A 12,397-nucleotide genomic window follows, 5' to 3' on the forward strand; every position below is an offset into this window, starting at 1 on the left:
CCCCTTTATTCTTTGATAAATAATGGAAAACGCTTTTGTCCCAAATAATAAGCACTATTTCTTAATGCTTCACGTTGATACGCGGCCCCTTCGGTACTATCTTTGGTGAGAGCAAAAATCACGTAACCTTCTCTCGATCCTACTAAATTTGAACCAATGACCGAAACGCGGCGGCTGCTATCTGAAGTCACAGAAAACCACCCTACCATTTTAAAATTATCTTTGACACGCAAGTTATAATCTCTTTCCGATTCTGTAGTAAATTCAATCTTGTATGCAAAGTAGTAACTGTTATCCAGATTGTCTTGTCGTTCACTATTGGCCAGAAGATCCCAATAAGGAGACTCCTTATCCGAAGAATCAAAGAAAATAATCTCCTTAATCTTCATCTTGATATCTTTATTCAAATCATGCTCAATCGGGAGAGTAACCGCTTGTCTTAGCCCGTATGCCGTTTCAAAGTTTGTGCCGCGTAAAGCGATTTCGGCGTTACCCAAGGCTATTTTATCTACGGGAAGGGTATCCCCTTTGTTTAATTTAAGTATGCGCTCGATGATGGTTACGGATTGCGCTCTTGTCGTTGGCTTATCCGGTCCTAGTTCCCCTCTGGACAATCCTTGAATCAAACCCGTCTTCGTGGCATTGAACATCACGGAATCGTTGTCCATCAAGACCCCTTCCTGCTGCATATCCTCCCGTGTTGCACGCAAGGATATAAGCGACATTTCAAGCCTGGATATTGGAGTGTTTAGATCCCCGCTCGTAAAGTCTTCCGTATGATAGATATTTTTTTCTTTAGCGGCTGTGACATAAGGTGTGTACCAATCTTCCCCATCCTTTGCTTCAGGAAGACTAAGCTTCACGGCTGAAACGACTAATTTAATAAACTCGGCGCGGCTTACATTTTGCTCAGGTTTAAAGCTGCCGTCCTCATATCCGTCAACGTAACCGTTTTTGACTGCCGCGTTAATAGCTGCTTCGGCCCAATGATCTTTTGTATCATTAAAGGCCACGTTCGCAGACGCGTATTGATTGCAGCCGGTCATGAGTAATGACATCATTGTGGTAATAAGAACAACTTTTTTCATGCAATTCACTCCTAATGGATGTTATTTAACTCGAAATCTAAAAGCAGCCATGTAAACTGTATAACAGCGGTCGATTCGCTTGCCGCATGGCAACGCATACCATAGGAAAAAATCGTCAAAGACCAGCTTCCCAAGCTAGTTCAACTTAGGCTCCGCAAAGCGCGTTACGCGCTGCCGGAGTAGTTGAACTAATGATGTCTTACAGGAAAACCCTTAACATCATTGTATCCACAACTATGGCTTGTCCAATTTCTTCCCCGGAGGCGTTGGTAAAACTGACTCGCAGCTCGGGAGGATTATTCGGGGGTGGAGAGCCTATTTCAAAATCTTTCGGGCCTATGACGCTCTCCGTACCGCAGCTGTCCAGTGCCGTGAAAGTAACTGTCACCTTCCCGCTTTGGATGCTGCCCGGATATTGCTTGAGGGCATTATTGAATGTAAATAAATACCCGTTCGTGTTACCGCTTGTGTTTTTGTACCAGCCGTTGTCCGCTGCTCCGGCTGGAGGCATCGTTATAGATCCGCCATTACCCGACATGGTCCACTTGAACTTATCCAGCGTACATCCTTTAGGCTCTACAACGACCGTAAAGGTATTATTCTCTTTCCAATCAATATACGGCTTCTGGATAGTTAAAGTGCCTGTCATGGTTCCCGGATCCTTCTCGGAATCGCACGTAGCTTGCGGAGTGATAGTTTCGTTTATGGTGTTATTAGAAACGATTCGTGTCACCTACGGTATTGCCCGAGTCCACGACCAATGAGAACGTTTTGGGAGCACTTGTGCTAAATTTATAAGATAAAGTCCCGCCTAACAACACGTTGTTATTTGCCCCGCCCGATGCATTTTCTGTTTTGACCACTACGCCGTCAACCTTCAGCTGCACGGTGAATGCAGTGGAGGTACTTACGCCGACATTCTTGTACGAATACCGGATAGTTTGCGTGCTGCCAGTTTGTATGCAGGCGTTGTCGGCTTTGATTTCCAGCGCTGCCAGGTCTGGCGTAGCTGGAATTTCGTAAGTAATCTCAACCTTCCCCATGCTGTAAATGTAGGTCTTGACTTGCCAATCCGTATTGACTTCCATTACATAGTTATTGAGTTGGCCGTATCCTGTATTTTTGCTTTCAATTATACAATCTTTTGGATCGCCTACAGAATTAGGATCTTTCGAATCGAATGTACAAACGGTATTTAATATCCTTCGAACCGCAATTTGATTTGATCCATTAATGTATCCCCAAGAGTATGGTTCGGTACCAATATGCTTTTCCGAAGCACCTGTTAATCGAATGCTGCTTGTATCTACAAGTGGAACCGGGTCTTTGGGATCTGGATTATCATAAGTTGGCTGAGTTTTATAAAATACAGATGGTGGAGGGACATTGTAAGCCCGCGTCACCGCAGCTCCATTCATATTCCAGTTTGGTGCAATATCCACCATATCTTTAGGTGGACTACCATACAGATACCTTAGATCGTTACCTTCCTTATTCGTTCCATTATATGTGGTAGGCGTCGAACTGGCCGTCGAGGATTGCCGGCCTGATATAGCCCTCATCAGGAATAATCCCCGGCCTTTGTGTAATACCCCCAGAGGCTGCATCGTCCGGATCAAATTGATAAATGCTTGTGTTTGCTCCCTTGTGTTCCCACCGTTTTCCATCAGGTAAACGATAAATTTGATGACCGGGATTTGTATCTGCCCTACCATAAACCGTTAGCCCATTTCCATTTACATGAATTGTAACGGTATTGCCACTTATGGATCGTGTTGCGGTTTGTCCTGGGCCTACTGTGACCGTTACCTCTTTTACTGTGCCATCAATATAAGAAGAAAGATCAATGTTTTTTGACCACGAACTGTTGGCAGAATAATGTTCACCGGTGACTGGTTGATCGCTTAACGTGCCTGATTGGAAATCGATATACATTGTTTTGGATTTGGCTGCATATGCAACTTGATATTCAATGAAAGGCAGTATGAATTGTGCCAGAAAGACAGCTAACATTACCAACGAAAAGCGCTTTTTATTCATCGAAAAGCCCCTTTATTCTTTGATAAATAATGGAAAACGCTTTTGTCCCAAATAATAAGCACTATTTCTTAATGCTTCACGTTGATACGCGGCCCCTTCGGTCCCATTTTTGGTGAGAGCGAAAATCAAGTAACCTTCTTTCGATCCTACTTGGTTTGAACCAACGACTAAAGCACGACGGCTGCTATCTGACGTCACGGATGGCCACCCTACCATTTTAAAATTATCCGTAACGAGCAAGTGATAATCTCTAGTCGTTTCTGTAGTGAATTCAACCTTGTATGCAAAGTAATAACTGTTATCCAGACTTTTTTGATCATACCGAACACCATTGGCCAGAAGATCCCAATAAGGCGAATCCTTATCCGAAGAATCAAAGAAAATAATTTCCTTAATCTTCATCTTGATATCTTTATTCAAATCATGCTCAATCGGGAGAGTAACCGCTTGTCTTAGCCCGTATGCCGTTTCAAAGTTTGTGCCGCGTAAAGCGATTTCGGCGTTACCCAAGGCAGTTTTATCTACCGGAAGGGCTTCCCCTTTGTTTAATTTAAGTATTCGTTCGATGATGGTTACGGATTGAGCTCTTGTCGTTGGTTTATCCTGTCCCAGTTCTCCTTTGGACAATCCTTGAATCAAACCCGTCTTCGTGGCATTGAACATCACGGAATCGTTGTCCATCAAGACCCCTTCTTTTTGCATATCCTCCCGTGTTGCACGCAAGGATATAAGCGACATTTCAAGCCTGGATATTGGAGTGTTTAGATCGCCGCTTGTAAAGTCTTCCGCTCGATGAATATTTTTTTCTTTTGCGGCCGTGACATAGGGCGTGTACCAATCTTCCCCATCCTTTGCTTGAGGAACAGTCAGCTTCATGGCTGTAACGACTAATTTAATAAATTCAGCGCGACTTACATTTTGATCAGGTTTAAAGCTTCCGTCCTCGTAGCCGTCGACGTAATCGCTTGTGACTGCCGCGTTAATAGCAGCTTCGGCCCAATGGCCTGCTACATCATTAAAACTCGCTTTAGCCGTTAGGATAAAAGCATTTGAAGTCCCCAATAAGGCAGCCGCAATGAGTGCGGCCGTGAATGTTGTTCTTAGTCTCTTCATTATTTTTCCCCTTTTCCTTGTACAGGGCATGCTGTTGCTGCCCTTGATTTCCGGTTCCTCGGCGCCTCGTCAACCCCCGGGAATACAGGACTTTTCTCCCTCAAGCCGCCTCCGGCCATAGGTATATTGTAGCTTGTAATCCGTTTTTTTACAGGTAATTATATCCAATTGATACGGATTAGCGAAATCTTACACTGGCTACGCTGCTTAATACGACCGGTTCGCTGCGCGGCTGGCCCAGAAGGGATCGGTTCACCTCTATGATGGCGACAATGGACGGGCCGTAGATGGTTACGTTCACGCTGCGTGTCGTTTGCCGGTCTGTAGAGCTGTGGACGGTGAGGGTCCGATTCAGCACATAAGGATACGTTGGGTTGGTAACATATTCCAAATGGTGGACAATAGGGGCTTCCTTCAAATGGCTTCTGGACAAAGGAGTCAATTCCGGACCAAGCTTTAAATTGAGCCGCAAATACTTGTAAAAATCATCCGTTCCCCTTGCGCTGTCCCAGACCAAACGGCCTAGCGCGGCTTCCCTCTTGTCTATATTCAAGGAAGCCGCGTGGGTTGCCCGATCAAGCAGCGGTTTTGTTTTGGTCAGGCTGTGCGTTTGCATCATCCAGTTGAAGGCCGTAACCCAGAGGAAGGCGGCCGCTATGATCCCAAAAAGAGCGAACAGCAGCAGGTGTGCACTGCCTTCCTCCCTTCTTAGCAGCTTTTTCAAGGGGCGGTCGCCGTTACGGCACCGCTCACCTGGTTGACTGTGGCGGTCGAGATGCTCGTGTGAAGATTCGTGCCTTTGGCACCGACGGCCGGCCCCACCTGCGTTCCCGCAATAAACATAGCGGCGCCCCCCAATAACACGGTAAGAAGACAAGCAATAACTAATTTACCCATTTAAAATCACCCTTCCTTATATAATAGTGGTTATCCCTGAAAACTCGTCATCAGCTGCTCGGAGATCGTGATGACCCACGGATACAAAAAAAGGAGTACAATCATGCCGAAAGGAATCATGATGTAAAAGCTGATCCAGACAGGCGCATTCTCGATTTTCCGGTTGATCTCGGCCGCCAGTGTCGTTTCGATGCCCGCCGTTTGCTCCTTAAGCACCTGGGCCACTTCCCTGGCATCGGCTTGACTGATCGCTTCCAGTGCATTAACCAGCGGAAATACCTCGGAAATGCCTACGGATTCCTTGAATCTCCAAATGGCGGCGCGCCGATCTCTGCCCCACATGACCGTCAGCTCCTGAAGGTGCGGGCTCAACAGCTTTAGCGGCCTTCCGGCGCGAATCAGCATGTCGCGAATATCCGCCTTGTCGCTCACACAGACCGACAGACGCTCGGCCAGCTTCGCGATTTCCATTAAATACTCGCCCCTCCTCCTGCTTGCCGAAGCAAGCACGAACAGCATCGGCATCCACCATCCGACCGCAATGCAGGCGCCCCCCTTCAGCAGCAGCCATATCCATGATCCGGTTGACTGGCCGTATATTATCCCTTCCGGATTCGTAAGCTGCGCTGCAAGGCCCAACGATAAGAGCGACAAAGCCATTCCTGCGCGCAAAACCAGAAACCGGTTGTAGCTCCAATCGGACGGAAGACCTGCCAGACGAGCCTTCTCCGCAAAATCACGCGCTCGCGGATTCTCGATCTCTTTTTCCATAGCGAGGACGTCCCGCTCTCTTCTCTTCACCCGCTCCAGCATAAGGGCTAACCGGTTCGCACGTCCCAGCCCCATCCTCAGGCGTCCGAGCAGCGTAAACCAAAGCAAGGCGCTGCCGCCCGTAAATAGACCTATAAATACAGCTTCATGAGATACGATCCATATGTTCCAAAACAAACCCAGCATGTCGTCGCCTCCGTTAAAAAGCCTTCCGTCCCGACCGGACCACAAGCAGCATAGATACGAACATGACGGCAAAAGAGACGATCAGCAGCATTTTACCGCCAGGATTAAGAAAATAGTGGCTGTAGTTCGCTGCGTCTGCATAAATGTTGAACCCCACCACGAAAAAGGCGAATCCGATCATAAATGAAGTCCCGAGCCGGTACACGGTAATCATGGCCAGACGGTTTTCCTCATTGCGCTTGGCCGTTTGCATCCGGCTGACCAGATGATGCAGCGACTCCGTCATGTCCGTTCCGTAATGGGCCCCGATCAACAAAAGATCGGCCAGATCGTCCGCCCATTCACTTTGCACACGCCGTGCGAATTCATAAAGAGCCTCATCGACCGGCTTCATATGCAGCGCAAGTTCGAGCCGCCTCCACTCGCTTTTCACCTCATCGGGCATGGTACGCGAGGACTTGACGATGATGTCCGCAAGCGTAAGACTGGGCCGGTAGTGTCCGATCAGGTTCTGTACGAGCATGATCATGCGGAGCGCAATCCGGTGCCGCTTGTGCTGCACCCGAAACCGGACATAGAAATACGGCAGAGATCCGAACAGGATGGCGACCGCCCCGCTCAGTGTCCAAACATGGTAGCCGGGTGCACTGATGACCCCATAGGCATATCGCTGCTGCAGCAGTCCCATAGCGGCATCCGACCCGAAAAAGCCGGTAAGTCCGATCAACAGCATGAAAGCCATAACGACCTCTACGCCGATTTTCATGTCCGCCACTTCCATTTCCTCAGCCAAATGCTTTACCGGTTTCAGCTGAGTGATGGAAGCCCATGTGCCCCTTCGGGGACTGCTGCGTATGCCAAAGGAACGGAATCTTTTTCTTTGTCTCACCATGGAGTTGATTCCCTGAAATAGAAGAACAAGCAGGAGATACGAACCGGCGGCCCAGCCCCCCAGCAATAAGCCTTTCAGACTGCCGTGCATAAGCTCGGCGGATACGCTCACGATCCCCACACTCCCAGCTCGCGAAATTCGTGCGGTTGCGCACCGTTTGCGATCAAATGCTCCATCAGCGGTTTGCTGAGCTGCTCCCCGGTGAAGCGCCAGTGATGCCGCTGATAATCCCACTCGACCAGCGGCCGGATACATATCTCCTGACGCTCGTCAACGGACAGTTCCGTGATTTCCGTAACTACACGGACATACTTGCCGTTTAACCGGATCAGGCGCAGGAAGACCACCACGTTAAAGGCTCTGGCCACGCGGCGAATGGCGTCTTTGTGATCGTGCTGCCGTCCGTCCTGCTTGATCATATCCACTACATCGCTGATAAACGATTCACGGTATTTGGTGTGCATCGTTCCCATCATGTCGTGGCCGCGCAAAGCCCCCTGCACCATCTGGGAAACCTCGGAGCCTTTGGCCTCGCCGACAATAACCCAATGGGGGCTCATGACGAGCAGCGGCTTAAACGACTCTTCCATCGTAAGCCCGATTTCCTCCACTTCCCGTACGGCCAGAATGTTCCGCGTACCGCGCAGACGCTCACGCAAAGCCACCTCAAATTCCTTTTCCAGTGTCCGGATTCGTTCGCTTTGGGGAATTTCCTGAGCCAGCGCAAACAGAAATGTCGTCTTGCCCGTCGCCGTTCCTCCGCCAATGAGAAAGCTCGCATGGTAGCGGATCAGAAGCTGCAGCAGCCGCGCCATCCGGTGATCGATCGTTTGAAGCTCTACCAGATGACCAAGCGTCACGTCCTTTACAATGAAGTTGCGGATATGAATGCTTGGAACGTCGGAATACGGCGGACGGGTCATCACTAGACGAGAGCGATTCCACATATAGGACTGGATGAACGGCTGCCTTTGGTTGATCGGCTTTTTACCGCAGAGCGACAAACGGTCCTGGAGCAAAAGCACATCCGCCAAGGAGGCGAATTTCCTGTGGTGCCGGATCATCTCTCCGCCGCGGAGCAGATATATATCGCAGCCGATCACCTGCACTTCTTCCACATCAGGCAGCCGGTACAGATCTTCAATAAGTCCTGCGCCGCAGGTTTCGGCAAACACGCATTCCGTCGGGGACAGCGGGGAAATCAACGTATCCGGATCGATATCCATCCGATATTCCATCAAGAGGGTATCAATGACCGCTTTCATTCGCGCCCCGGCTGCCGGATCGCCAAGTCCAGCCTGTAAAATGTCTTCGTACAGCGCCTGATCCTTTTTCGATCGTTCGCTTAAATGCTCGTACACCAATTTAGAGGCTTCCCGCAGCGTCATTCGCCGTTCCGGCCGGGATGGCAGGACCGCCAGCCGGTTTTGGGTCTGCCGCGCTTGCATGATGTCTTTCAGATATTGACCCGCATCAAAACGAATTCTTGGCTGCATGCGGGAAGATAACCGTTCGCCCGGTGTCATTCGCTTCTCCTCCTTATCCGAAAAGCGCGGTCCACCGCTGCAGTAAACCGATTTTGCGGCGAACGGTTCCGCCTGCCAGTGCCGCTCCTCCCTGTTCGTTCGTTGGAGCAAGCCGCGCGGCCAGGCGGTCGATTTGCGTTGTGAAGCTTTCCGTCCCCGAGCTCAAATAAAGGGGATTTCCTTCATGGACCGCTTTGCGGCCAAGTCCTCCCCCGATATTCGGAACGGCAGCGGCAAGCGGCATACGCAGAAGCTCCGCGATTCGTTCGGGCTTGTCATCAGCCGTAGTCCGATTCAGGATAAAAGAAACATCCCCAGGAACGAGTCCGGCATATTTCCAATAGCATTCGTACCATTCTCCCCAGCTCATTTGAAATGATGCGTAATGATTCTGCGCTACAAGCCAGCGGTGGTCTGCCTCGCGCACGGTGCAGATGGTCGCGGCATTGTCCGGGTAAGAGTTCAAATCGACGATCGTGATGTCAAAAGCCGCCCGGGCGGTTCGAAGCAGATGGGCCATCATTTCCGGCGTCACATCCAGCGCCGTGTCACGCCTGCGGGAACCGGTCAGAATGTGAAGGTTCGGGATTTTGCGGTACGATATGCACGCATCGATCAAATCGCCGGGGGTAAGCGTCTGGGTCTGCAGCTTCGGCCGAAGCTTGAATCCGCTAGGATCAGGATCGGTCAAATTCAAGAAGGAGCGGATCTCGGGATTATGCAGATTGCCGTCGATGAGGCCAATGGTCATCCTGCCGGAAGCGGCCAAAGAGAGCGCAGTGCTCACGGCAATGGTCGTAGCGCCATCTTTGCTGGCAGCAGACCATACAGCCGTCAGCGATCCTTCCCGGTGACCCGGACTACCCGGACTGTCCTTGCGGTCTCCGTTCACTATAGAGGCAAACGCTTCAAGCATGCCGTCACCGGTAAGACCGATCGGTATAATGGTATAATGATGCTGATCGGCCATCCGGCTGATCGCTTCCAGCAAAAACGAATCATAGACCGATGCGTCCAGCGCAATTGCTGCCTGTGCCTGCGGCTGTCTTCGGCTCAGTTCCTGCACCCACTCCCACGGGTACACATCATAAAATACTCCGGCATGCACCATCACAAGATCAAACGGCTCTTCAAACCGGGAGAAAAACGATTCCCTGCTGCGAATATGACGGATATCGAGTCCGCGAACGCTTCCCAACAGGGCGCTCAGCCGGTCTGCGGCATCCGCCTCCGGATGAATCAGCAATAATTTGGTCATGACGTAGGCTGCACCTCCTTGGTGTTCGAGCTTGTTCCTGTATTTTCATTACCGCTGACCTGGCTTTGATCAAGCTCCCCCTCCACTTGTATTTGCCCTTTCGTTTGGGTAAACGCATCGGCTGCTTTCAGCTCGCGAAACAGCGCCGTAACGGTTCCGGAGTCTGAACCAGGCTTGGTCAGATCGGGTAAAGCCAGCTTAATCCTGCCGGCAATACTTCCCAACACATAAGCCTCGTACACGTCGTCGTTCATCAGGTAGGTGTTCAGCTCCGGCTTTCCGTTTGGTTTGGAGCGGGCATTCTGAAGCTGTTGGCGGTTCGATTGCACGACCGCTTCCACTGCCGTGGCATCGGTCACCTCCGGTCCTTCAGGCGTTTTCACGCCGGTAACCGGAAGCTGCTCGATGACTTTAACTGCCCCGACGCTCCATGTGGCTCCCGAGGCGGTCTTAATCAGCTTCGGGTTATCAAACTCTACCCAAACGTCCACCCGATCGCCCTTCCGTACCATATTGCCCACATTCGCCGCCGCATCCGTTTTGAAGCTGAAATACCGCTCTCCTTCCCTCGGCACAAGCCGTCGGTCCGATAGCTTCCACAAGACCAATTCCTCATGGTCCGCAATGGGAACCAGCACTGTTTGACCGATCAGCGCATGGACATCCGTCACGGCCTCCGGGTGGTGCGCCGCAACCGGAATCACCGCTTTGCGCAGCATGGAGGCTTCGATCACCTCGCCGCTGTGCAGCATGCGCACCGGTTTAACGGTATCCATGGTTTCGACCTGAAACTCCGTATGCTTCATGAACTGCCAATACCCTGCGACAGATCCGGCCATCAGCAGACAGCCCAGCAGGGCGACGATCCACGTTCTTTGCATCTGTGCTATCCTCCCTTAATGACTCCTTTGAAAAAGCCGCAGCAGCTTGCCGCTTCCATTGCCGGACGGACGCGCTTCAGCCGGCAGCAGGCGGTTTAGCCATGGCTGCATCGCATCCCGAAGCGCCCTTCGAACCGGTGGCGCATCGTGCGGGAGACGCCCGTTCCATTCGGCCGCCGCCAGGACGGCGATGTCCAAAGCAGGCAGCAGGCATGCCGGACGCTGCGGCAATAAGCGAAGCCAGGCCTCGGCTTTGGCCGTGCGCGGGCATTTATTCACGATGCAGTGCAGCCGTCGGCCGGGTCCGATCCAGCTTTGCAGCTGCCGCTGCACGCGCAAAACGGCGGGAAGCTCCAGCTTGTGTACGAACGGATCGACGGTGTAGACAACATCCGTCGCCGTATCGAGCAGCTGCTGAACAGCGGGCTGCTCCCACTGCGCGCCGATGTCTGCAATCAGCACCGGGCGACGGACGGCGTGAAACAGCTTGAACCAGTAGCCCGGGTCCTCCATCGGCGATCCCGCTTCTTCCACGGGCTCTGCGGGAAGCCACAGCGTATGGCCGTCCGTCCACGGATGCTCCGCAGGATGCCCGGAGCCTCCACCCGGCGCGTTGTAGCAGCGGTACCCCGGCGGCGCATGCTTGTCCGCCAGCAGCAGCGCGTGCAGCTCCGCACGCGGCGTGGGCGGCTCGATCAAGGCATGCGGCACGCCTTGATCGTGCAGTAGCCGCGCGAGTGCGAGCGCGGCGAAGGTGGCTCCGGCGCCGGGGTACAGCGCGCCGACCGCCACCACGAGCGGCGGTGTCCACGCCGCTCCCCCCGCCGCCGCGGGTGCCGCCGGCATCCGCTGTGCCGCGAGCCAGCGCCGCAGCACAGCCCCCGCCTCGCGGGCGCTCGCGTAGCGGTCCTCGGGGCTTGCGCGCAGCAGACGCAGCACGAACGGCGCAAGCCCCGGGGGCAGCGCCGTCCCCTCGCCGGGCAGGCTCCGGGTGCTGTAGTACGCGCCTCCGCTCAGCAGAAAATACATCAGCGCCCCAAGCCCGTACAGGTCGGTGCGCGAGTCGCTCTGCCGTCCCTCCAGCTGCTCGGGAGCGGCAAAACCGACGGTACCGATGCAGACCGTATCCGCCTTCCGGTCCGGTTTAAAGCTGCGCGCCGTACCAAAATCGATGAGACGCAGCTGCCCGCCGGCGTCCAGCATCAAATTGGACGGCTTCAAATCACGGTGAATGATCGGCTCCGGACGGATCGAGTGCAGATAATCGAGAAGATCGCATAGCTGCAGCGCCAGCTCGGCCGCCTGCTTCTCCGTCATCCGCTTCCCCTGCCTTTCGAAACGCTGCAGCAGCGTCTCCCCCTCGATATAATCCATCACCAGATAAAGGAAGCCCTGCCGGGTGAGCGGCACATAATCCACGATATCCGGAAGATTCGGATGGCTGAGCCGGCTCATGGTCTCCGCTTCCGCCAGCAGAATATGCCTCCGCTTGGCCGTTTCCGCTTCCTCTTCGCCAAAAGCCGACCCGTCGCCCACATACGTTTCCTTCACCGCCCAGCGTTTACCCTTCAGCTTCAAATCATCCGCCAAAAACACGCTGCTCATCCCGCCTTTTCCAAGCTGCGCCGCAATCCGGTAACGTCCTGCCAGTACATCACCGGGTTTCAATCCCATGGTGTGCCTTGCCATGATCCACCTGCCCTTTCTTTTGCGTATCCTTTCCCGGAACGGCAAAAAACCGCCTT

13 protein-coding genes are annotated in these 12,397 nt (G+C 52.6%); all 13 read right to left on the bottom strand.

Annotated features, from left to right (window positions below; genetic code table 11):
• Positions 1-5: 5 nt before the first annotated feature.
• On the bottom strand, positions 6-1,088 hold the full coding sequence (locus BLT35_RS14665) for an S-layer homology domain-containing protein (protein WP_074728668.1): 1,083 nt from the start codon (positions 1,086-1,088) through the stop codon (positions 6-8).
• Positions 1,089-1,287: 199 nt separating this feature from the next.
• Complete coding sequence (locus BLT35_RS14670; protein ID WP_074728670.1) at positions 1,288-1,737, bottom strand: hypothetical protein; 450 nt, start codon at positions 1,735-1,737, stop codon at positions 1,288-1,290.
• A 64-nt stretch (positions 1,738-1,801) separates the two neighbouring features.
• Complete coding sequence (locus BLT35_RS26260; RefSeq protein WP_175471994.1) at positions 1,802-2,533, bottom strand: CARDB domain-containing protein; 732 nt, start codon at positions 2,531-2,533, stop codon at positions 1,802-1,804.
• A gap of 58 nt (positions 2,534-2,591) precedes the next feature.
• Positions 2,592-3,128 carry a hypothetical protein gene (locus BLT35_RS27000; RefSeq protein ID WP_074728674.1) on the bottom strand — a complete coding sequence of 179 codons (537 nt, stop codon included), beginning with the start codon at positions 3,126-3,128 and terminating at the stop codon, positions 2,592-2,594.
• Between the two features lie 12 nt (positions 3,129-3,140).
• Positions 3,141-4,241, bottom strand: coding sequence for an S-layer homology domain-containing protein (locus tag BLT35_RS14685; RefSeq protein ID WP_074728677.1), 1,101 nt, complete (start codon positions 4,239-4,241; stop codon positions 3,141-3,143).
• Between the two features lie 178 nt (positions 4,242-4,419).
• Positions 4,420-4,965, bottom strand: a complete 546-nt coding sequence (locus tag BLT35_RS14690) for a hypothetical protein (RefSeq protein WP_074728679.1) — start codon at positions 4,963-4,965, stop codon at positions 4,420-4,422.
• Positions 4,962-5,138, bottom strand: a complete 177-nt coding sequence (locus BLT35_RS27005; protein WP_171005906.1) for a hypothetical protein — start codon at positions 5,136-5,138, stop codon at positions 4,962-4,964. Before BLT35_RS27005 ends, BLT35_RS14690 begins: the two co-directional genes overlap by 4 nt.
• A 30-nt stretch (positions 5,139-5,168) precedes the next feature.
• A complete protein-coding gene (locus tag BLT35_RS14695; RefSeq protein ID WP_074728680.1) occupies positions 5,169-6,095 on the bottom strand; it encodes a type II secretion system F family protein in 927 nt (308 codons plus the stop codon).
• Positions 6,096-6,108: 13 nt separating this feature from the next.
• Entirely contained in the window at positions 6,109-7,098 is a 990-nt protein-coding gene (locus BLT35_RS14700) for a type II secretion system F family protein (RefSeq protein WP_254777569.1), read from the bottom strand.
• Entirely contained in the window at positions 7,095-8,513 is a 1,419-nt protein-coding gene (locus BLT35_RS14705; RefSeq protein ID WP_074728684.1) for an ATPase, T2SS/T4P/T4SS family, read from the bottom strand. The genes BLT35_RS14700 and BLT35_RS14705 overlap by 4 nt, the downstream gene beginning before the upstream one ends.
• A 13-nt stretch (positions 8,514-8,526) precedes the next feature.
• Positions 8,527-9,771 carry a CpaE/TadZ family protein gene (locus BLT35_RS14710; RefSeq protein WP_074728686.1) on the bottom strand — a complete coding sequence of 415 codons (1,245 nt, stop codon included), beginning with the start codon at positions 9,769-9,771 and terminating at the stop codon, positions 8,527-8,529.
• Positions 9,768-10,652, bottom strand: coding sequence for a CpaB family protein (locus tag BLT35_RS14715; protein ID WP_074728689.1), 885 nt, complete (start codon positions 10,650-10,652; stop codon positions 9,768-9,770). The genes BLT35_RS14710 and BLT35_RS14715 overlap by 4 nt, the downstream gene beginning before the upstream one ends.
• A 15-nt stretch (positions 10,653-10,667) precedes the next feature.
• Positions 10,668-12,326 carry a serine/threonine-protein kinase gene (locus BLT35_RS14720; RefSeq protein ID WP_074728691.1) on the bottom strand — a complete coding sequence of 553 codons (1,659 nt, stop codon included), beginning with the start codon at positions 12,324-12,326 and terminating at the stop codon, positions 10,668-10,670.
• Between the last annotated feature and the right edge of the window lie 71 nt (positions 12,327-12,397).

The organism is Paenibacillus naphthalenovorans (assembly GCF_900099895.1).
GTDB classification, from domain to species: domain Bacteria; phylum Bacillota; class Bacilli; order Paenibacillales; family NBRC-103111; genus Paenibacillus_G; species Paenibacillus_G naphthalenovorans.